The 20,556-nt window shown below is 71.8% G+C and carries 18 protein-coding genes; 12 read left to right on the forward strand and 6 right to left on the reverse strand.

The window, feature by feature from the left end; all coding sequences use genetic code 11:
• Nucleotides 1-411: 411 nt before the first annotated feature.
• From C1701_RS09645 to murQ, 5 genes are all read left to right on the forward strand, one after another.
• Complete coding sequence (locus tag C1701_RS09645; protein WP_337662211.1) at nucleotides 412-2,232, forward strand: glycoside hydrolase family 3 protein; 1,821 nt, start codon at nucleotides 412-414, stop codon at nucleotides 2,230-2,232.
• 6 nt (nucleotides 2,233-2,238) lie between these two features.
• Nucleotides 2,239-3,579 (forward strand): exo-beta-N-acetylmuramidase NamZ family protein, encoded by a 1,341-nt coding sequence (locus C1701_RS09650; RefSeq protein WP_051313491.1) that lies wholly within the window; start codon nucleotides 2,239-2,241, stop codon nucleotides 3,577-3,579.
• Nucleotides 3,580-3,581: 2 nt separating this feature from the next.
• Nucleotides 3,582-4,856, forward strand: a complete 1,275-nt coding sequence (locus C1701_RS09655) for a serine hydrolase domain-containing protein (protein ID WP_337662212.1) — start codon at nucleotides 3,582-3,584, stop codon at nucleotides 4,854-4,856.
• A gap of 351 nt (nucleotides 4,857-5,207) precedes the next feature.
• Nucleotides 5,208-6,140, forward strand: a complete 933-nt coding sequence (locus C1701_RS09660) for a MurR/RpiR family transcriptional regulator (RefSeq protein WP_245588698.1) — start codon at nucleotides 5,208-5,210, stop codon at nucleotides 6,138-6,140.
• 5 nt (nucleotides 6,141-6,145) lie between these two features.
• Nucleotides 6,146-7,072, forward strand: a complete 927-nt coding sequence (murQ, locus tag C1701_RS09665) for an N-acetylmuramic acid 6-phosphate etherase (RefSeq protein WP_026417647.1) — start codon at nucleotides 6,146-6,148, stop codon at nucleotides 7,070-7,072.
• Between the two features lie 70 nt (nucleotides 7,073-7,142).
• Here the strand turns inward: murQ and acs are convergent, their stop codons facing one another.
• Nucleotides 7,143-9,143, reverse strand: coding sequence for an acetate--CoA ligase (gene acs, locus C1701_RS09670; RefSeq protein ID WP_103055834.1), 2,001 nt, complete (start codon nucleotides 9,141-9,143; stop codon nucleotides 7,143-7,145).
• A 247-nt stretch (nucleotides 9,144-9,390) separates the two neighbouring features.
• Here acs and C1701_RS09675 point away from each other — a divergent pair, with 247 nt between their 5' ends.
• On the forward strand, nucleotides 9,391-10,131 hold the full coding sequence (locus tag C1701_RS09675; RefSeq protein WP_026417649.1) for a hypothetical protein: 741 nt from the start codon (nucleotides 9,391-9,393) through the stop codon (nucleotides 10,129-10,131).
• Nucleotides 10,132-10,137: 6 nt separating this feature from the next.
• On the opposite strand, the gene C1701_RS09680 is transcribed toward C1701_RS09675, so the two are convergent.
• Nucleotides 10,138-10,962 (reverse strand): sulfite exporter TauE/SafE family protein, encoded by an 825-nt coding sequence (locus tag C1701_RS09680; RefSeq protein ID WP_162147272.1) that lies wholly within the window; start codon nucleotides 10,960-10,962, stop codon nucleotides 10,138-10,140.
• A gap of 159 nt (nucleotides 10,963-11,121) precedes the next feature.
• Between C1701_RS09680 and C1701_RS09685 the strand changes: the two genes are divergently transcribed.
• Together C1701_RS09685 and C1701_RS09690 are read left to right on the forward strand one after the other, a co-directional pair.
• Entirely contained in the window at nucleotides 11,122-11,634 is a 513-nt protein-coding gene (locus C1701_RS09685; RefSeq protein WP_030226157.1) for a phage holin family protein, read from the forward strand.
• Between the two features lie 12 nt (nucleotides 11,635-11,646).
• Nucleotides 11,647-12,603 (forward strand): alpha/beta fold hydrolase, encoded by a 957-nt coding sequence (locus C1701_RS09690; RefSeq protein ID WP_026417650.1) that lies wholly within the window; start codon nucleotides 11,647-11,649, stop codon nucleotides 12,601-12,603.
• A gap of 55 nt (nucleotides 12,604-12,658) precedes the next feature.
• Here C1701_RS09690 and C1701_RS09695 read toward each other — a convergent pair whose 3' ends face one another.
• The 4 genes from C1701_RS09695 to nth are packed head-to-tail and all read right to left on the reverse strand — an operon-like array spanning nucleotide 12,659 to nucleotide 15,922.
• Nucleotides 12,659-13,843, reverse strand: a complete 1,185-nt coding sequence (locus C1701_RS09695; RefSeq protein WP_026417651.1) for a MarP family serine protease — start codon at nucleotides 13,841-13,843, stop codon at nucleotides 12,659-12,661.
• The gene (locus tag C1701_RS09700; protein ID WP_026417652.1) at nucleotides 13,840-14,586 is read right to left on the reverse strand and encodes an NUDIX hydrolase; all 747 of its coding nucleotides are present in this window, start codon (nucleotides 14,584-14,586) and stop codon (nucleotides 13,840-13,842) included. Before C1701_RS09700 ends, C1701_RS09695 begins: the two co-directional genes overlap by 4 nt.
• A complete protein-coding gene (locus C1701_RS09705; RefSeq protein WP_026417653.1) occupies nucleotides 14,583-15,146 on the reverse strand; it encodes a TlpA family protein disulfide reductase in 564 nt (187 codons plus the stop codon). Before C1701_RS09705 ends, C1701_RS09700 begins: the two co-directional genes overlap by 4 nt.
• Complete coding sequence (gene nth, locus C1701_RS09710; RefSeq protein WP_337662288.1) at nucleotides 15,143-15,922, reverse strand: endonuclease III; 780 nt, start codon at nucleotides 15,920-15,922, stop codon at nucleotides 15,143-15,145. Before nth ends, C1701_RS09705 begins: the two co-directional genes overlap by 4 nt.
• A gap of 318 nt (nucleotides 15,923-16,240) precedes the next feature.
• On the opposite strand from nth, the gene C1701_RS09715 reads away from it, so the two are divergent.
• The 4 genes from C1701_RS09715 to dnaN all read left to right on the forward strand — a co-directional run bounded on the left by C1701_RS09715 (nucleotide 16,241) and on the right by dnaN (nucleotide 20,539).
• The gene (locus tag C1701_RS09715; protein WP_026417654.1) at nucleotides 16,241-16,495 is read left to right on the forward strand and encodes a hypothetical protein; all 255 of its coding nucleotides are present in this window, start codon (nucleotides 16,241-16,243) and stop codon (nucleotides 16,493-16,495) included.
• Nucleotides 16,496-16,587: 92 nt separating this feature from the next.
• Nucleotides 16,588-17,262 carry a Crp/Fnr family transcriptional regulator gene (locus C1701_RS09720; RefSeq protein ID WP_016700099.1) on the forward strand — a complete coding sequence of 225 codons (675 nt, stop codon included), beginning with the start codon at nucleotides 16,588-16,590 and terminating at the stop codon, nucleotides 17,260-17,262.
• A gap of 775 nt (nucleotides 17,263-18,037) precedes the next feature.
• Complete coding sequence (locus C1701_RS09725; RefSeq protein WP_103055836.1) at nucleotides 18,038-19,345, forward strand: MFS transporter; 1,308 nt, start codon at nucleotides 18,038-18,040, stop codon at nucleotides 19,343-19,345.
• A 54-nt stretch (nucleotides 19,346-19,399) separates the two neighbouring features.
• Nucleotides 19,400-20,539, forward strand: coding sequence for a DNA polymerase III subunit beta (gene dnaN / locus C1701_RS09730; RefSeq protein WP_103055837.1), 1,140 nt, complete (start codon nucleotides 19,400-19,402; stop codon nucleotides 20,537-20,539).
• The last annotated feature ends 17 nt before the right edge of the window (nucleotides 20,540-20,556 follow it).

Raw genomic sequence — 20,556 nt, forward strand, 5'->3', positions numbered from 1 at the left:
TCCCTCTCGTCGAGCGCGCGGCGGGCTCGGACCGGCTCCCGCTCGGCCCTCCTCCTGCCCCCGCGCCGGGTGCGGCCACCACCTGAACGGGTCAGCTCGCCACCGCTCGTAGGGTCGCTCTCCTGGCCTTCCCGAGCGCCGCCGGCGGGGCCCCTGCCTGACGGCGGCACCCCCGCCCCCTCCTCGCTCCGGCACCACTCCATCGAGTAATAACCTGGCTCAAGATCCATCCGTTCGGGCCCGGGAGCACCAAAGCGCCACGCCCTGGCAACACGCTGCGTGGTGTGACGTTGACCCTCCATCACCAGGTGGGTAGCTTCCAGAGCGGGACCCCAGTCGGTCAGGCGTTGACGTGACGACTGGGCCGCCACCACCGTGAGCTCCGGCCCACCGCTGCTTCCAGGAGGTTTGATGGGCACGACACGCAGGTCCCGGCAGCTCCTCGCACTGGGGGTGGGAGCGGCCCTGCTGGCCGGGTGCGCCGGAGGCGGCACATCTGACGGTTCCGAGTCGGCGGCGCCGGGCGGCGGGGAGGCCGCCGACGCGATGACCGAGTGGATCGACGAGACCATCGCCGGCATGAGCCTGGAGGAGAAGGTCGGCCAGCTCTTCGTCACCTACGTCTACGGCACCAGCGCCGACACGGCCCACGACAGCAACCTGGAGGAGTTCGGCCTGGCCACCCCCGCGGAGATCATCCAGCGGTACCACCTGGGCGGCATCATCCACTTCTCCTGGACCGACTCGCTGGAGAGCCCTCGGCAGGTGGCCGAGCTGTCGAACGGAGTGCAGGACGCCGCGCTCTCCTCGGGAGCCGGTGTCCCGCTCACCATCTCCATCGACCAGGAGCAGGGCGCCGTCCTCCGGTTCGGCGCCCCGGCCACGGAGTTCCCCGGCAGCATGGCGTTGGGAGCGGGCCGCAGCGTGGAGGACGCCCGTGCGGCGGCCGCCATCACCGGACAGGAGCTGCGGGCGGTCGGCATCACCCAGAACTTCGCGCCCGTCGCGGACGTGAACGTCAATCCGGCGAACCCCGTGATCGGGGTGCGTTCCTTCTCCTCCGACCCGGAGCTCGCGGCCGACTTCGTCACCGCCCAGGTCGAGGGTTACCAGGACTCCGATGCGCCGGAACGAACCGTGTCGAGCTCGATCAAGCACTTCCCCGGGCACGGCGACACCAACGTGGACAGCCACCACGACCTCCCGGTCATCGAACACACCCGGGAGGAGTGGGAGGAGTTGGACGCTCCTCCGTTCCGAGCCGCGATCGAGGCGGGCGCGGACTCGGTGATGAGCGGCCACCTCATGGTGCCCGGTCTCGACGACTCGGGGATGCCGGCGACGCTCTCACCGACGATCCTCACCGGCATGCTCCGGGAGGAGCTGGGCTTCGACGGCCTGATCTACACCGACTCGCTGCAGATGGAGGGGGTCCGCTCGCAGTACCCGGATGACCGCATCCCGGTGCTCGCGTTGCTCGCGGGCGCCGACCAGCTGCTGATGCCGCAGCACCTGGACGTGGCGGTCCAGGGCGTGCTGGACGCCGTCGGGTCCGGCGAACTCACCGAGGAACGGATCGAGGAGAGCGTGCGGCGGGTGCTGCGCGCCAAGTGGGACCGGGGCATCGTCGCCGAGCCGCACGTGGACCCGGACCACGCCGAGGCGTTCGTGGGTTCCGAGGAACACCTCGCCACGGCGCGGGAGATCACCGACCGCACCGTGACGGTGCTCCGGAACGACGCCGACCTGCTGCCGCTCGACTCGGCACCGGGCAGCGTGCTGGTGGCCGGGTGGGACGAGGCGACGACCGCCGCGTTGGCGGAGGGCTTCGGCGAGCGCGGCGCGACCACGACGACGCTGCCCAACGACTTCCAACCCAGCCGGGAGCAGATCGGCCGGGCGACGGCGGCCGCCGGGGAGCACGACCTCACCGTGGTGCTCACCAACGGCGCGTGGCAGGACGCGCGCTCGGGGCAGCGGGACCTGGTGCGCGAGCTCGTTGCCACGGGGCAACCGGTGGTGGCGGTGGCCGTGCGGGACCCCTACGACGCCGCGTACGTGGAGGAGGCCGGGACCTGGGTGGCGACCCACTCCTTCAACCGGGTGACCATGGGATCGCTGGCCCGGGTGCTGCTGGGGGAGACGAGTCCTCGGGGTTCCCTGCCCGTCTCGGTGCCCGAGCCGGCCGGTTCCGGCGACCGGTTCCCCTTCGGCCACGGTTTGAGCTGGTGACCGGCGATGGCGGGACGAACGGGCGAGAGCGGGACGGCTGGCCGGTCCTCCCGGGGGCTGAGCAGGCGCGGCTTCCTGACGGCCACGGCCGTGACACCGGTCCTGGCGGCGGGTGCGGGTACCGCGCTTGGCTCGACGGTTGAGGAGGGCTCCGGCGCCGCCCTCGCACGCCAGGGCGGACCGGTGCGCACCGGAGCCGACCAGCTGGCGGCGCGGGCCTGGGCACCGCTGGCGGGACGTCGGTTGGGGGTGTTGAGCAACCCCACGGCGGTGCTCGCCGACCTGGAGCATGTCGTGGACTCGATGCACGCGGCCGAGGGAGTGGACGTTGTCGCCGCGTTCGGCCCGGAGCACGGGTTCCGGGGCACCTCGCAGGCGGGCGGTTCGGAGGGCGACTACGTCGACCCGAGGACCGGCATCCCCGTGTACGACGCCTACGGGGTCGACGCGGGGGCTCTGGCGGCGATGTACCGGAAGGCCGGGGTGGACACGGTGGTGTTCGACATCGCCGACGTGGGTGCCCGCTTCTACACCTACATCTGGTCGATGTACACCGCGATGCACGCCGCCGCGCTGGCCGGGGTCTCGTTCGTGGTACTCGACCGTCCGAACCCGATCGGTGGCCGGGCGGACGGACCCCAGCTCGACCCGGCGTTCGCCTCGGGGGTCGGCCGGAAGCCAGTGGTGTTGCGGCACGGCATGACGGCCGGGGAGCTGGCCGGCCTGTTCGACGCCGAGTTCCTTCCCGAGGACGCGGGCTCCGGAGTGCCCTCCCTTGAGGTGGTGCGCCTGGAGGGCTGGGACAGGGGGCAGGTGTTCGTCGACACCGGACTTCCGTGGGTCCCACCGAGCCCGAACATGCCCACTCCCGACACCGCGACCCTGTACCCGGGCACCTGCCTGTTCGAGGGGACGGTGCTCTCGGAGGGCCGGGGCACGACACGTCCGTTCGAGACGGTGGGCGCGCCGGGCCTGGACTGGCGGTGGGCGGGGTGGCTCAACGATCGGGGCTTGCCGGGCGTCCGGTTCCGGGAGACCTACTTCGTGCCCACCTTCGGCAAGCACGAGGGGGTCCAGTGCGGCGGCGTGACCGCGCACGTGACGGATCCGGCGGCCGTGGACCCGATCGAGGTCGGGGTGAGCATGCTGGTGTCGGCGCGCCAGCTCTACCCGGACGAGTGGGGCTGGCGTCCCGACCACTTCATCGACAAGCTGGCCGGGTCGGCCACGCTGCGCACGATGGTGGACGCGGGTGCCCCGGTCGAGGAGATCACCGGGTCCTGGGCCGCCGAGCTGGCCGAGTTCGAGGAGCGGCGGGCTCCCCACCTCACTTACCCGGGGAGGTGACCGTGCGCGCCACCCTGTCCACCCTGTGCGTGACGGCGGTGTTCCTGGCGAGTGGTCTTGGCTGGGGGGTCGGGGAGACGTCGGCGAGTTCCTCGTGGTCGGCGGAGTCGTGTCCGACGTTGCGCGAGGGGTCCCCGGAGGAGCTCGGCCTGGACTCCACGCCGCTCGTCGAGACGGCGGACCGGCTGCGGCGCTGGGCGGAACCCGCCACGGGCCGTCCCCTCTTCGCCGGGGCCGCGGTGTTGTACGCCCACCAGAACGTGGTGCTGCGGCGGGACTCCGCGGGGTACGCGCTCCGGTACGCGGACGGCGAGGGCCGTGAGCTGCCAGGCGAGGAGCAGCGCCCTGCCGGGACGGGCACGGTGTTCGACATCGCCTCGCTGTCGAAGCTCTTCACGTCGGTGCTCGTCATGCGGCAGGTGGAGGAGGGCGCCCTGCTGTTGGACGCCCCGGTGTCCCGGTACGTCCCCGAGTTCGGTGACAACGGCAAGGAGCGGGTGACCCTTCGCCAGCTGTTGACGCACACCTCCGGGCTCGAGCCGTTCCTGCCGCTGTGGCGGGACTGGCCGGATCGGGAGTCCCGGCTCCGGGCCGTCCTCGCGGTACGCCCGCAGGTGCCCCCGGGAAGCGCCTACGTCTACTCCGATCTGAACATGATCGCGTTGATGGTCGTGCTGGAGCGGGTGACGGGCCTGCCACTGGACGAACTGTTGCGGCGGGACGTCACCGAACCGCTCGGGCTGGCTGGCACCGGGTTCCGGAACGCGGACGACCCGGTGGGTGACGTCGCGGCCACCGAGTACCAGGTCGTGCCGGCCAGGGGGATGGTGCACGGCGAGGTGCACGACGAGAACGCCTGGTCGCTCGGCGGGGTCTCCGGCCACGCCGGGATGTTCTCCACCATCGACGACCTCGCGGTGTTCGGTCAGACGATGCTCAACGGCGGGTGCTACGGCGGGGCCAGGATCCTCCGGCCGAGCACGGTTCGCCAGATGCTCACCAACCACAACGACGCCTTCCCGAGCAACCCCCGGGGGCTGGGCTTCGAGTTGGACCAGCCCTTCTACATGGGAGGGCTGAGTGGTCCCCTCACCGCCGGGCACACCGGCTACACGGGTACCTCGTTGGTTCTCGACCCGCTCTCGAACTCGGTCGTCGTGTTGCTCACGAACCGGGTGCACCCCTCTCGGGACTGGGGCTCGATCAACCCAGCACGGGCGGCGGTGTCCGATGCGCTGGCCTCCGTGGTCGGCCGCGGCGACGGGAACTCTCCGTAGCCCTGTCGCCCCCGCCGGACCTCGGCCCGTGATCACGCTTCGTGGTCACGGGCCGATCGCGTTCGGCCGCCCCCGACGCGGCCCGTCCCATCCCGGCCCTTTTCCCACCACCATCCGTTGCGGTGAGCGCGCAACCACTAACGGGTGGCTTTGACACGTTTCGTAAACAAGCGGGCAACGGTGATAACGCGGGTGGCCCGTTCGGCGATAGGCCGTTCCGCAACGGCGTTTCTCGGGTTTTCGCGACGTTCCTGGTGGTGGAACGGCCTTCGAGGCGATCGAGATAACCGAGTGATGACGAGATGGATACGAGGATTGACCAATCAAAATGATTGTTAGTAAGTTTCCGACGTGACGAAGCGTATCGGGCAGAGCGCGGCGCAGACCGAGGGCAGCCCTCTTGTTCGGATCCGCTCACTGCTACCTGGCCTGGCCCGAGCGGAGCAGCGAGTAGCCAACGTCGTACTGGAGGACCCGGCGGCGGTCACGCACCGCAGCATCACCGAGGTGGCGGAGGCCGCCGGGACGAGCGAGACGACGGTGACCCGGTTCTGCAAGGCGATCGGCATCCGCGGCTACCCGGAACTGCGGCTCGCCCTCGCCGCGGACACCGCCCGGAACGCCGTCCGCGACGAGCAGAAGCTCGGCGGCGAGATCGGCCCCGGCGACGACCTGCACGACGTGATCGGCAAGGTCGCCTACGCCGACGCCCGGGCGGTCGAGGAAACCGCCGAACAGCTCGACCCCATCGCCCTCCGCAAGGTCGTGGACCGCGTCTCCGCCGCTCGCCGGGTGGACGTGTACGGCGTGGGGGCCAGCGCCTTCGTCGCGATGGACCTCCAGCAGAAACTGCACCGGATCGGGCGAGTCTCGTTCGCCTGGAACGACAAGCACATCGCGCTGACCTCGGCCGCGGTGCTCTCCGAGGACGATGTCGCGGTGGGCATCTCGCACACCGGCTCGACGGCCGACGTCATCGAGGCGCTGCGGGTGGCCAGGGCGAGGGGAGCCACCACGGTGGCCATCACCAACTTCCCCCGCGCGCCCATCACCGAGGTGGCGGACCATGTGCTCACCACCGCCGCCCGGGAGACCACCTTCCGCAGCGGCGCGATGGCGAGCCGAATCGCACAGCTCACGTTGATCGACTGCCTGTTCATCGGGGTCGCCCAGCAGCACTACGAAACGGCTCAGGAGGCGCTGGAGGTCACCTACGCCGCGGTCGTGGGACAGCGCCTGGGAAGTCGCCCGGATGGCAGGCGCAAGGCGAGGGACGGCATCTGATGAACATGCGGACGGGCCAGACGGTGGTACGCGTCAACTCCCCCACGGAGACGCGCAACCCGAGAACGACGGACATCGACCTGCTCCCCAGCGCCGACATCCTCAGGATGATCAACTCCGAGGACCGGCTGGTGCCCGACGCCGTCCGCGAGGTGCTCCCGCAGCTCGCGATCGCGGTGGACCTGGCGGTCCACGCGCTGCGTTCCGGCGGCCGGGTGCACTACGTGGGAGCGGGCACCTCCGGCCGGCTCGCGGTCCTCGACGCGGCCGAACTGATGCCCACCTACAACGTTCCACCGGACCTGTTCGTGGTCCACCAGGCCGGTGGTGAGGCCGCCTTCGCCCACGCCCTGGAGGGCGCGGAGGACGACGCCGACGCCGGTGCCTCCGCGATCGAACGGGCGGCGGGTGCCCGCGACTTCGTGCTCGGGCTCACCGCGTCCGGGCGGACCCCCTACGTGATCGGGGCGCTGACCGCCGCCCGGCGGTTGGGAGCCACGACGGCGCTGGTGAGCGCGAACCCCTCCAACCTGGAGACCTGCCGGCAGCAGGCCGACGTGGCACTGGCCGTGGACACCGGCCCCGAGGTCATCGCCGGTTCGACCAGGATGAAGGCGGGAAGCGCCCAGAAGCTGGTGCTGAACGCCTTTTCCACCGCGGTGATGGTCCGGCTCGGCCGCACCTACTCCAACCTGATGGTCAGCATGCAGGCGAGCAACGCGAAGCTGCGCGGACGGACGGTGACGATCCTTCGCGAGGCCACGGGTGCCGACGACGTCACCTGCGAACGGGCGTTGACCGAAGCCGAGGGCGAGGTCAAGACCGCGCTGGTGACCCTGCTCGCCGGCGTCGACGCCGACCGGGCGCGACAGGCACTCGACGAGGCGGACGGGCACGTCCGGGCCGCCCTGACCGAGCTGACGCACGCCTGAGGCGCCACGGGCCCGGCGGTGCCCGGCAGTCGGAGGAGACCGCCGGGCACCGGTCCGAACGACGCGGGCGTCAGTCGTCGGCGGGTTTGCCCAGACCCGAGGAGATCAACTCCATGACCGAGGAGTCCTGCAACGTCGTGACGTCACCGAGTTCGCGCTTCTCGGCGACGTCCCGCAGCAGGCGGCGCATGATCTTGCCCGACCTGGTCTTGGGAAGCTCGGGGACGACCATGATCTGCCGGGGTTTGGCGATGGGACCGATGACCGTCGCCACGTGCTGGCGCAGCTCGGCCACGAGCTCGTCGCCGCCCGCGTGTTCGGTGGCGTCCCCGCGGAGGATCACGAACGCGACGATCCCCTGGCCGGTCGCCGGGTCGCTGGCGCCGACGACCGCCGCCTCGGCCACGGCGGCGTGGGAGACCAGCGCCGACTCGACCTCGGTGGTGGAGATGCGGTGGCCGGAGACGTTCATGACGTCGTCCACCCTGCCGAGCAGCCACAACGCGCCGTCCTCGTCGTACTTCGCCCCGTCGCCCGCGAAGTAGTAGCCGCGATCGGCGAACCGCGACCAGTAGGTGTCCCGGAAGCGCTCGTCGTCACCCCAGATGCCGCGGAGCATCGCCGGCCACGGCTCGGTCAACACCAGGTACCCACCCCCGCCGGGGCCGACCGGCTCACCCGTCTCGTCGACGATCTCCGCCGAGATCCCGGGCAACGTCCGCATGGCGGAACCGGGCTTCGTCGCCGTCACCCCGGGCAGCGGGGAGATCATGATGGCGCCCGTCTCGGTCTGCCACCAGGTGTCCACGACCGGGGTCGCCCCGCCGCCGATGTGTTGGCGGTACCAGATCCACGCCTCCGGGTTGATCGGCTCACCGACGCTGCCCAGCAGGCGCAACGAGGACAGGTCGTAGTTGGCCGGGATGTCGCTGCCCCACTTCATGAACATCCGGATCGTCGTGGGAGCGGTGTACAGGATCGACACCCGGTAGCGCTGCACGATCTCCCACCAGCGGCCCTCGTGCGGGGTGTTGGGCGTGCCCTCGTACATGACGGAGGTGGCGCCGTTGGCGAGCGGACCGTAGACGATGTACGAGTGCCCGGTGACCCAGCCGATGTCGGCGGCGCACCAGTACACGTCGGTCTCGGGTTTGAGGTCGAAGACGGCGTGGTGGGTGTAGGCGGCCTGGGTCAGGTAGCCACCCGAGGTGTGCAGGATCCCCTTCGGCTTCCCCGTCGTGCCGGAGGTGTAGAGGATGAAGAGCGGGTGTTCCGAGTCGAAGTCCTCCGGGGTGTGCTCGGGGGACTGCCGGTCGACGGTCTCGTGCCACCAGAGGTCCCGGTCCGCCGTCCACTCCACGTCGGCGCCGGTCCGGTTGACCACGAGGACGTGGCGGACGCTGGGCGCGTCCCGCAGCGCCAGGTCGACGTTGGACTTCAGGGGTAGCGCCTTGCCGCGCCGGTACTGCCCGTCGCTGGTGATGACCAGCTTCGCCTCGGCGTCCTGGATGCGGGCGCGCAACGCCTCCGCCGAGAACCCGCCGAACACGACGCTGTGGGTGAGCCCGAGTCGCGCACAGGCCAGGAGGGCGACCACCGCCTCCGGGATCATCGGCAGGTACACGGCGACGCGGTCACCGGACCGCAGACCCAGTTCCGTCAGCGCGTTCGCCGCGCGCGACACCTCGGCGCGGAGGTCCGCGTAGGTGATGGTCCTCGTGTCACCGGGTTCGCCCTCCCAGTGGATGGCCACGCGGTCGCCGTGGCCGGCCTCCACGTGCCGGTCCACGCAGTTCACCGCGACGTTCAGCCGGCCCCCGACGAACCAGCGGGCGAAGGGCGCGTCCGACCAGTCCAACACCTCGTCCCACCGGGTCTCCCAGCGCAGGCGGTCGGCCTGGTCGGCCCAGAACGCCAGGCGGTCCCGGTCGGCCACCCGGTAGAGGTCCGGCGTGGCGTTGGCCTGGGACGCGAACCGCTCGCTCGGTGGGAACTCCCTGCTCTCGCGAAGCAGGTTGTCCAGGGTGACGGCGTCGTGCTCGGCCTCGGAGTGACCGGTGTCGTTGGTCATCGCGAAGGACCTCCCCTGCGTGGTCTACATCATCATGTGAGGGTGACCGTAGACGTCGGGCGGCCTTCTGGGTAGCAGCCCGAGGTCCGAGCCGGGGAGTCCGCGCGAGCTCCGCGGCGGCGCCAGGACGCCCCCACCTCCCCCGTCCGGGTGGCGACCCGGATGTCCGCCCGGACGGTGGTGGTCGCCAACCGGGGGCGGCGCCGGCTGGTGTCGCGGTGCCCACCGGTTGGGTACTGTCCGCCTCATGACCGACCCCCTCGCCCCGCTGCTCGGCCTTCCCGGCGTGGAGGAGGCCGTGCGGCGTGCTCGCGCCGACGTCGACGCGGTGCACCGCCACCCCGCGAACCGGCGCGGCTGGGCCACCACGGGCGCGGAGGCCTCCGTGCGGGCTGCCCGCGCCTCGGCGGGGATCGAGGGAGCCGCCGTCACGCTTCCCGACTCCGGTGCGGTCAGCGATCCGGTGCTGGCGGGCTCCCTCCGGCTGGCCGAGGCGCTGGGAGGCCTCCTCCCCACGTGGCAGCGGGCGCCAGGCCAGGTGCTGGCGCGGATGCACGTGCTCGCGGCCGCCGACCTCGTCGACGACGCTGGCCGCGCGGGACTTGGCCGGCCGCGCGCCGACGCTGGTGCCACGGACCGGCTGACGCTGCTCGCCGAGCTGGTGGCCGGTGGCACGCGGGCGCCAGCTCCGGTCCTGGTCGCGGTCGTGCACGGCGAGCTGCTGGCGCTGCGACCGTTCGGTTCGGCGGACGGCCTGGTGGCCAGGGCGGCGGCTCGGCTCACCGCCATCGCGACCGGCCTGGACCCGAAGGGCCTGGTCGTGCCCGAGGTGGCGTTCCTCCGCCGGCGCGACGACTACCGTTCGGCGGCCGAGGGGTTCGCCAGCGGCGACCCGGAGGCGGTCGGCCGGTGGATCCAGCACTGCTGTGCGGCGCTCACCACCGGGGCCACCGAGGCGAACGCGATCGCGGACGCGCTCGCGGGCTGACCCGGGTCAGCGGTCCGAGCGCGGGGGGCGCCGCCGCAGGAGCGCCCGCAGGTCCCCCCAGACGGTCTTGAGGGCCACGAAGACCAACAGCGCGGCGAAGAGCCGGTCGGACAGCCGTTGGTCCATCACCACCGACCACTGGCTGGCGGCGACGGTGGCCAACACCCCGGAGCAGCCGATCCACAACGACGCGCGCAGCGATCCGTTCCCCTTGCGCAGGGCGCGCGCCCCGCCCAGGATCGAGGTCGGGGTGATCACGAGCAGCGAGGTCCCCTTGGCCATCGCCGCGGGCGCGGCGAACCCCAGCTGCATCACCGGAACCATGATGGCCCCGCCCCCGATACCGGTCAGTGCCGAGAGCACGCCGATGGCCAGCCCGATCGGCAGCAGCCACAGCAGCGGCCACCCGGGCCCGACGTCCGAGGACACCTGGGGCGCCGGCCCGACCAACAGGTAGACGGCGGTGCAGATGGACACGACCGCGTAGGCCCACCTCAGCAGGGCGAGCGGCGCCCGGTTCAACAGCGAGGCGCCCAACCAGGCGCCGGTCATGCACCCGACCGCCAGCGGCACGGCCATCCACAGGTTGACCTGGCCGTGCCACGCGTAGGACGCGGCCCCGGCGACCGACAGCGGGGCCAGCGCGAGCAACGAGGTGGCCACGGCCTGCCGCTGGTCGAATCCGACCAGGGTGACCAGCAGCGGAACGATCGCCACGCCACCGCCGAGTCCGAACAGCCCCGACAGCGCGCCCGCGACCAGTCCGATGATCACCAGCTTCGCCCAGGGCACCCCGTCCAGCGTTCTCTCGTCAGCGGCGTTCTCAGACACCCGAGCAACATACGCCGGCCGCCCCGCTCTCCGGGGGCAACGATTACCTAGCTCACCTCGGCGGTTCCGCTTCGGCCGTCCGGCGGAGCGCCACCGGGCCCAGGTGGAGATCACCCGTGTCGCGCGTGCGGGTGTCCGGCGACATGGCACCATGACGCGGTGAGCAGCGCCGGACACCACAGCAACGGACGCTGGGACGGAGAGGGGACACCACCCATCCCCTCGATCCCGCTGTCCGAGGACGACCGCACCGACGGAGCCGCCGGGGAGAAGTCGATCGGCAACCTGGTCCGCCAGGCCACCGTTCACATGTCCACCCTGATCAGGGCCGAAGTCGAGCTGGCGAAACAGGAGATCACGGCCGAGGTCAAGAAGGGCCTGCGGGGCAGCGTCTACTTCGTGCTGGCCCTCACCGTCCTCGCCTTCAGCTCCTTCTTCCTGTTCTTCACGTTCGCCGAGCTGCTGGCGGTGTGGCTGCCCCGGTGGGCGGGTTTCGGAATCGTCTTCCTGCTGATGCTGTTGGTCGCCGGCTTCCTCGCCTACAAGGGATACCGCCGGGTCCGCAGCATCCGCAAGCCCGAACGAACCATCAGCACGGTGCGGGAGACAGCCGCTGGTTTCAGCGGCCACCGGGACCGCCTCGACGGCGGCGACCCGGACCGGACCGGCTGAGCAACCGCCACGGTGAGCCTGCCACCCGACCCGTCCACCGCCCGGCTCGCCGGCCCGTGGGCGCACCACGACGTCTCGGCCAACGGGATCCGCCTGCACGTCGCCGAGCTCGGTGAGGGGCCCCTGGTCCTCCTGCTGCACGGTTTCCCCGAGTTCTGGTGGGCCTGGCGAGGGCAACTCACCGCGCTCGCCGAGGCCGGTTACCGGGCGGTCGCCGTCGACCTGCGCGGCTACGGCGACTCCGACAAGCCCCCCAGGGGGTATGACGGCTGGACGCTGGCCGGTGACGTCGCCGGGTTGGTCAAGGCGCTGGGTGAGCAGCGAGCGCACCTGGTGGGGCACGCCTGGGGCGGCATGTTGGCGTGGACGCTCTCGGCCCTGCACCCGAGGCTGGTCAACTCGATCACGGTCCTCGGTGGCGCGCATCCCCTGGCGTTGCGGCGGGCGATCTGGCTCGGGCTGACCCGACCGTTGCGGCGAACCGCCCGCGCCCAGGCCCGGAGTGCGCGGCACCTCTTCGCCGCGCAACTGCCCCGCCTCCCCGAGACGCGGCTGACCAGGAACGCCGCGAGCCAGGTCGAGGCACTGCTGCGGGGGTGGTCGGGGCCGGACTGGCGGCAGACGTCGGACTTCGCGGAGGTGGCGCGCACGCACCGGACCGCGATGCTCATCCCCGGGGTGGCGCACTCGGCGATGGAGTACTACCGCTGGAGCGTGCGTTCCCAGTTCCGATCCGACGGGCGGCACTTCGCCGAGGCCGTCGACCGGCGGGCCACGGTTCCGGTCCTCCAGGTGCACGGGCGGCTCGACCCGTGTTTCCTCCCCGCGACGGCCGCCAGGTCCAGCCCCTGGACGGGGCCGAGATCGCAGCGCGTGGAACTGCCCGGCGTCGGCCACTTCCCCCACCACGAGTCCCCGGACCGGGTCAACGACCTGCTCGTCCGCTTCCTCACGCGGGTGACGGCCTGATCCGTCACGGGCGGGTTCGGTCCTGACCTCGCCGAGGGTGGCCGGGGCGGATCACCTAGGCGGAGCACTCACCTGTCGGGACCTCGTCGGTCAGACCGGTGGCCGTCCGGACGTCCTCGTCGATCTCGGCGTTGGTGAGCACGTACCCGGTCTCGCTCTGGTCGGCCGCGGCTCCGAACACGACGCCCAGGACCCGTCCGTCCGGGTCGACGAGCGGTCCTCCCGAGTTCCCGCTGCGCACGGCTGACCTGACCGTGTAGATCTCCCGTTCGACCGTGTTCTGGTCGTAGATGTCCGGGCCGGTCAGGGTCATCCGCTGCCGGATCCGGGCTGCGCTCGCCGTGTAGGGGCCGCCCAACGGGTAGCCGAGCACGATCCCCCCGTCGCCGGTCGCCGCGGGGTCCGGGGCGAAGTCGAGTGGTTCGGCGTACAGGTCGGGGACATCGAGCACCGCCACGTCCCGGCTCGGGTCGTACAGGACGACGGTGGCCCGCAGGCTCGCCCGCTCCACCTCCACCGTCACCTGGTCCGCGCCGGCGACCACGTGCGCGTTGGTCATCACGCGGTGCGGTGCGACCACGAACCCGCTGCCGTTGAGCAGGCGCTGGCAGCTCCTCGCCTGGCCGTGCACGCGAACCACGCTCTCCCTGACCCGTCGCACCGTGGCGCTCGCCTGGAGTTCCGGGTCGGGTGGGTCGACCTCCGCCGCCGGGGTTCGGGAGAACGGGTCGAGGACGTGCGGGAACCCGGAGAAGGCGAAGAGCCGTCCGAGTTCGTTGGGGAGCCCCTTCGCCTCGGGTGGCATCACGTCGTCGACGGTCCCGAGCACCCGGGACTCCTTGACCGCGGCCGCCAGCCAGGGCACGGACGCCGCCGAGGTGATCGGGAGGGCGACGAGCCAGGCCACCAGGACGACCATCAGGCCCTGGACGACGCCACCGAGGAAGTTGTCGACGCGGCTCAGCCGGGAGTGCCCCAACCTCCGCTTGATGCTCCTGCCCACGTACACGCCGGCGAGCTGCCCGATGACGACCAGGCTGAACAGGATGCTCAGGGCCACCGCGAGCTGGACGGACGGCCCCTCCAACTGGTCGGCGACCCAGGGCGCCAGCATGAGGCCCCCGACGGCGCCTCCGGCGACACCGAGGCCAGCGCAGATCGCCACCGCCATGCCGTGCCGGACCCCCGAGATGGCGCCGAGCACGACGGCGACCAGGACGGCCGCGTCGACCCAGTTCACTCGCCGACCGTCCCGCCAGCCCCGGCCGGGGCCTCCACCGCCTGCCAGGCATCCGCCAGATCCCGGATGTCAGTGGCGTCCCACGGCTCCGCCCACTCACCGACGGAGAGCAGGCTGGAGATCAGCCCAGCGGTGAACCCCCAGACCAACATCCCCGGCACGGCGAAGGCGGGGCCCACGTACCCCGAGGGGTGCCGGACCTGGAAGCGGTTGCCCGGGTCGGCCAGGTAGCGGACGGGGACCCGGGCGACGGCGGAGGTCTCCGCGAGGTCGACCGGCCGCACCGGCGAGGGCTGCCGCCAGTGCGCGATCACCGGTGTCACCCTGAACTTCGACCGTTGGATGTAGAGCTCCGGCAACAACGCCACCGGACGCACCCCGGCGCGGTGGAGACCGACCTCCTCCTCCGCCTCCCGAATGGCCACCGCCACGGGTCCGTCGTCGCCGTCCTCGGCGACTCCACCGGGGAAACCGACCTGGCCGGGGTGATGGGTCAGTCCGTCAGCCCTGCGCAACAACAGCAGGTCCGGACCCGGGCCCAGCGGGCTGCCGTCCTCCCCGAACAGCACCAGCACCGCGGCGGGTCGGACGCTCTCCGCGACGCCACCACCCGCCGTCGGCGACGGTGACTCCATGTGGTCGCTGGCCGCGACCAGTGGGCCGAGCCAGGGTGGCGTGCTGCGCGGATCGACCAACGCTCCGCCCCGCCCCAGATCGCCGTGAGCGCTCGCTCGCTCGGTCATCGGCCTCCCCCCAGATAGCTCCGCACCGCCTGCTCCACCTCGTCGACGCTGGCGAACGCGCGGGGTGGCTCGACCCGGTGGATGTCGCCGGCAGCATCCACCACGAAGCTGGTCGGCATGACGGGGGCCCGGACCAGGCGTCGGAGCTGGTCCCCGTCCTCGTGCACCGTCGGGAAGCCCACCCCGAGTTCGTCGAGCATCCGCCTACCCGCGTCCCGGTCGCTCTGCACCTGCACCCCGAACACGGGGACGGCGTCCTGGCCCGCCGCGTACTCGTCGAGGACCGGTAGCTCGTCCACGCAGGGCCCGCACCAGGTGGCCCAGAGGTTGACCAGCGCGGGTCCCTCCCCCACCACGGCGGCGAGGTCACCCCGCTCACCCCCGTCGTGCGGGGTCACCGGAACCACGTCGAGCGCGTTGAGCGTGGTCGCCACGGCGGGGTCGGTGGCGTCGTCGGAGGCCGTCGGGGGGAGGGTGTCCCCCTCCCTCGGCCAGAGCGCGACGATGCCCGCGACCGCGAGGACCACCACGACGACGGTCCACCTGACGCTGGACCTCACGTCCGTCCCCCCTGGGCCGGCGGCGTGGGTCCAGCGGCACCGGGACCCGACTCGCCGCTGGTTCCCTCCGGCTCGTCGGGAGTGCCCTCGTGTCCCGGGACGCCGGCCAGCCGGAGCAGTCGGGGGGCTTCGGGGCCCCGGACCAGCCGCTCAGCCAGCAGGGGGTCCGTCGGTCCGGCCCCGAACGAGGGGCAGTCCCTGGCCAGGAGGCAGGCTCCGCAGGCGGGCGTCCTGGAGTGGCACACGCGGCGACCGTGGAAGATCACCCGGTGGGACAGCATGGTCCAGTCCCGCCTGGGGATGAGCTCTCCGACCTCGTGTTCGACCTTGACCGGGTCGTTCTGGTTCGTCCAGCCCCACCGGCGGGTGAGCCGGCCGAAGTGGGTGTCGACCGTGATCCCCGGGATCCCGAAGGCGTCCCCGAGGATGACGTTGGCGGTCTTCCGGCCGATGCCGGGCAGTGCGACGAGGTCCGGCAGGGTGCGCGGCACCTCGCCCCCGTGCCGCTCGACCACGGAGGCGCCCAGCCCCATCAACGCCGACGCCTTGTTCCGGAAGAAGCCGGTCGGACGGATCAACTCCTCCAGCTCGGTCCGGTCCGCCGCCGCGTAGTCAGCAGCCGACCGGTAGCGGCGGAAGAGCGCCGGCGTCACCTCGTTGACCCGCCGGTCGGTGCACTGGGCCGACAGGATCGTGGCGACCGCGAGTTCGAGCGGGGTGGTGAAGTCCAGTTCGCAGTGCGCGTCCGGATAGGCCGTCCGCAGGGTGCGGTCCATGCGCCTCGCCCGGCGGACCAGGGCGAGCCGGGTCTCACCGGCACGGCCGGGGGGCGCGGAGGACTTCGCGGGGGACGGCACTCCCACAGGGTACGGGCGGCGGCCGCCGGGGACGGCGGTTCCCCGCAGAGAGGCGGGTCGGTGGTCGGTCGCGTCGGTACCAGCGGCGGCGGCCCGCTCCGCTGATCGGTTCGCCTGCCCACCTCCTCACCCCTAGCCTGGACGGGGAGAGGTCCAGGGTATTCCGAAAGGGCTACCGGGGTCACCCATGACCCCGGGCGCCGCCACCCACCGTGATGCGCCACCATCGGACACATCATGACTGCCTGGTTCGTCATCGCCGTCCCCGTTGTGATCATGCTCTTCGCGCTCTTCATGGAGCGCGTCGAGAAGGGAATCCGCCACGGGGTCGTTCAGGAGAACGACGTCGAGGAGTTGCTGGAGAACGCTCGCCCGGACGAGGTGCGGGCGCTGTTCAAGCAGGGCATCGGGCGGGCGCTCGAACTCTTCCGGCTGCGCCGCTCGGGGCGCGCGGGAAGGCTGCGTCCACGCAGATCACGCCGCCCGTCTTAGACTGCAAGGAGCGATCGGCGGCACCCATCAGGTATTCGTAACGAGGGGTACCCAGTCACGGGCTGCCGCCGCCTCTCAACAGGAGGGATGAGGTGGACGAGACCCTGGCACGCGCTGGGATCTTCCAGGGTGTCGAGCCGGCGGCCATCGAGGCGCTGACTCAGACACTGGAGCCCGTGGACTTCCCACGCGGCCATGTGATCTTCACAGAAGGTGAGCCCGGCGACCGGCTCTACATAATCCAGTCCGGCAAGGTCAAGGTCGGGCGCAAGTCCCCGGACGGCAGGGAGAACCTGCTGGCCATCATGGGGCCGTCCGACATGTTCGGTGAGTTGTCGATCTTCGACCCGGGGCCGAGGACGTCGACGGCGACCACGGTCACCGAGGTCAGAGCGCTCAGCATGGACCGCCCCGCGCTCCGGGAGTGGATCAGCAAGCGTCCGGAGATCGCCGAGCAGCTCCTGCGGGTGCTGGCGAGGCGACTGCGGCGCACGAACAACATGCTGGCCGACCTGATCTTCACCGACGTACCCGGCCGGGTCGCCAAGGCGCTGCTCCAGCTGGCGCAGCGCTTCGGCAGCCAGGAGGCGGGCCTGCTCCGGGTGACGCACGACCTCACCCAGGAGGAGATCGCCCAACTGGTCGGAGCTTCCCGCGAGACGGTGAACAAGGCCCTGGCCGACTTCGCCCACCGCGGCTGGCTGCGGTTGGAGGGCAAGAGCGTGCTGATCCTGGACCCGGAGCGGCTGGCTCGACGGGCCCGCTGACCCAGGACGCGACCGTCACCCGTGGGACGTGTGGCTCCGCACGTTCCAGGCCCGGGACTCCCAGTGGTGGCGTGCCCCGGCACGCCCATCGGAGGCTCGGCGCCGCCGGTCTGACGCCGGCACCAGATCCGGTTCCTTCGAAACACGCATCGAAGGGTTTCGCCATGACCGTGGGTGCCCAGTACGTGAGAGACGACGGAAGGGTCGGGCGCCGCCCCCGACGCGGCGCTCCGACCCTTCCGTCGTTGGCGTAGCACGTCCCCCGACGGGCCACACCTTCCCACCCTCCGGCCACGGCCCCGATCCGCATCTCCGGAGGAGTCAGTTCACGTGACGGGGGGATTTCGCCTCACTCGGCACGGTCACGGCCCCGACCGCTTCCGTCAACATCCCACCGTCACCAACACTGTACTCAGTGTCGCTGCCCTCCACGGATGGCGTCCGTGGAGAACGGAACATCTACGAGGTAGACGGATACGGGGTTCCCCGCGTTGCCTACCCCTCCACGATTCGCTCGGCAGTGTTACCAAGCTGAAACCTAACTCACACTCCCGTAGCCAAGAGTAACGCTGAACTCGCCCGCGCCGATTACCGGCCACGAAGAGAGCAAGCACTTCGATACCAAGAGTGATGATCCGCCTGGTGAACCGGGACCACCCGCGTCCGACGAGTGGGCGGTGACGGCTCGACCACACTCAGTCTAGGCCGTCCTGGTGACACAACACACCCGAAAAACGGATTGGTACTCCCGTACCAAAGAGCGCAGACTGGGCCCGTGTCGCACTCGGCCTCCCTCGCGGACTACCGCGCGGCCCTCAGCACCCCCGCGGCCAGATGGCCGGTCATCACCTCGCTCGTCGGACGGCTGCCGATCGCCATGATCGGCATGTCCATCCTGTTCTACGTCCGCGACCGGACCGGTTCCTTCGCCATCGCCGGGCTCGTGTCCGCGGCCACCCTGTTCGGCGTCGCGTTCGGCTCGGTGGTCCAGGGCCGGGTCGTCGACCGGTTGGGGCCGACCCGGCCCCTGTTGACGATCAGCTCGGTGTTCGTCGTCCTCGTCTGCGGGCAGATCGCCCTGGTCGAGTCCTCGGCGCCGGTGCCGGCCCTGGTGGCGCTGGCCCTGTGCATCGGACTGTCCGAACCCCAGCTCGGAACGGCGTCCCGCGCCCTCTGGCGCAGGCTCCTGCCGCCGGGCCCCGCCCGCACGGCGGCGCTCTCCTACGAGGCCATCAGCGTGGAGGTGTTCTTCATCCTCGGCCCGGGCCTGGCGGGGCTGCTCGCGGCATCACCCTGGCCGGGGACCGGTCTCGTCGTGGGAACGGTGGCGATGGTCGGGGGCAGCACCGGGTTCGCCCTCACCACCACCGTCCGCTCCTGGCGCCCGGAGCCCCGGGCGAAGCGCACCTCGGCCCGGACTGACGGCGGGTCCCGGCTCGCCCACCTGCTGGGAGCCTTCGCCGTCCCGGGCATGCGGACGGTGGCGCTCGCCGTCCTCGGCTTCGGTGTGGTCATCGGGTTCGTCGAGGTCGCCGTCCCCGCCGCCGCCACCGAGGCCGGTCACCCCGCCATCGGCGGGCTCCTGTTGAGCCTCTGGTCCGTCAGCTCCGTGGTGTTCGGCCTCCTGTACGGGCTCCGCCCGTGGCCACGCCCCCTCCACTTCCGCCTGCCGGTGCTCCTCGGCGGGTTCGCCGTGCTGACGACCATGCTGGCCGTTCCGGTGACGTTGGCGGGGCTGGCCGCCGTGATGTTCGTCGTCGGTGCGCTGGTCACTCCGCAGTCGATGGCCCACTCGCTCGCGGTCGAGGCGGTCGCGCCGTCGGACAAGGCCGCCGAGGCGTTCGGATGGGTGATCACCTCGGTGACCGTCGGCATCGGGCTCGGGCAGTCGATCAGCGGCCAGCTGGTCGAGAACGTGGGCGTGCCCCAGGCCTTCCTCGCGGCGGCCGGTTGCGGAGTCGTGATCGCGGGCCTGGTGTTCCTGTTCCGCGGCACCGTCGCCGCCGAGGAGAGGGAGCCGGACGACGACGGGAGGACGCCCCGCCCCACCGCCGACTCCCACGCGGCCAGCTCGGCCACCTGAACCCACACGGCTACGTGCGCCGGAACTGTCGGAGGAGACCACTAGGTTGCCGGCATGACCGCCCACCTGGGTCTCGACGCCACAGTGCCAACCACACCGCTGGCGACTCGCCTGGCCGAGCTGGTCCGGCTCCTGCCCGGGCGCCTGACCGATCCCGTGCTCGGTGGCGTGGTGGTCGTGGCCTCCGCGACCGGGGTACGGGTCGCCTCCTCCGACCACGAGCGCGGGTTCCAGGCGGACCTGGACGGCCTGGTGGGTTCCGAGGGTTCGGTCCTGGTACCCGCCCGTCCCCTGGCCGAGACGTTGCGGTCCCTGGCCGAACCGGAGGTCCGCCTGGTCGTCGAGGGGTCCCGCCTCGCGGTCCGCGCTGGTCGGGCGCGGTTCGCCCTTCCCATGATGGATCTCGCGGCGCACCCGGGGCTGGCGCCCTCACCTCCGCACCGGCTGTCCGTGCCCTCGGCCGCGCTGCGCGGGCCGCTGGCGGTCGTCGCGGCGGCGGCGTCGCGTGACGACGCGCTGCCCGTCTTCACCGGCGTGCGGCTCTCGGTCGAGGACGGCGTCCTCGCGCTGCTCGCCAGCGACCGGTTCCGACTCGCGAAGGCGGAGATCCCCCTCCCCGGCCCGGCGGAGGACGCTGCCGACCTGGACGTCCTGGTCCCCGCCGCCCTCCTGGCGGAGTTGTCCAGGCAGCTCCCCCGGTCGGGCGAGGTCGATCTGCGAGCCGACACCGACCGCTTCGCGCTGTCGTGGGAGGGCACCCTCGTCACCACGGCGCTGCTCGCCACACCGTTCCCCAACTCGGACCGGCTGTTCCCGTCCGATGTCGACTGCGTGCTGCGGGCGGACGCGGACGAGTTGACCGCGGCGGTGCGGCGCGCGGCCACCTTCGGTGGAGGGCGCGGGCTCCTCACCCTCGTCGCCGAGGACGGCGGTGTCCGAGTCCTGGGCAGCGATCCGACCATCGGCGAGTCGGAGGAGACCGTGAAGGCCGACGTGGCCGGCAACCGGATCTCCCGCACCTACCAGGCCCGGCACCTGGTGGACGCGCTGCGCGGCTTCACGGGCCGCGTCGTCGAACTGCGCGTCCCCGCCCACGAACGGCGGGGATCCGTGCTCACGGCGGCCCCTGGCGATGACGGTGTGGCGGTGACCCACCTCGTCGCCCCCACCCGACCACCATCCCCCCGGGGCTGAGGACGGCGACCGCGCCG

The organism is Actinoalloteichus sp. AHMU CJ021 (assembly GCF_002895405.1).
GTDB lineage: Bacteria > Actinomycetota > Actinomycetes > Mycobacteriales > Pseudonocardiaceae > Actinoalloteichus_B > Actinoalloteichus_B caeruleus.

Excerpts from the sequence above, each read along its gene's own strand:
- C1701_RS09645 (WP_337662211.1), top strand. The coding sequence starts at position 412 with ATGGGCACGACACGCAGGTCCCGGCAGCTCCTCGCACTGGGGGTGGGA.
- C1701_RS09650 (WP_051313491.1), top strand. The coding sequence starts at position 2,239 with ATGGCGGGACGAACGGGCGAGAGCGGGACGGCTGGCCGGTCCTCCCGG.
- murQ (WP_026417647.1), top strand. The coding sequence starts at position 6,146 with ATGCGGACGGGCCAGACGGTGGTACGCGTCAACTCCCCCACGGAGACG.
- acs (WP_103055834.1), bottom strand. The coding sequence starts at position 9,143 with ATGACCAACGACACCGGTCACTCCGAGGCCGAGCACGACGCCGTCACC.
- C1701_RS09675 (WP_026417649.1), top strand. The coding sequence starts at position 9,391 with ATGACCGACCCCCTCGCCCCGCTGCTCGGCCTTCCCGGCGTGGAGGAG.
- C1701_RS09700 (WP_026417652.1), bottom strand. The coding sequence starts at position 14,586 with ATGACCGAGCGAGCGAGCGCTCACGGCGATCTGGGGCGGGGCGGAGCG.
- nth (WP_337662288.1), bottom strand. The coding sequence starts at position 15,922 with ATGGACCGCACCCTGCGGACGGCCTATCCGGACGCGCACTGCGAACTG.
- C1701_RS09715 (WP_026417654.1), top strand. The coding sequence starts at position 16,241 with ATGACTGCCTGGTTCGTCATCGCCGTCCCCGTTGTGATCATGCTCTTC.
- dnaN (WP_103055837.1), top strand. The coding sequence starts at position 19,400 with ATGACCGCCCACCTGGGTCTCGACGCCACAGTGCCAACCACACCGCTG.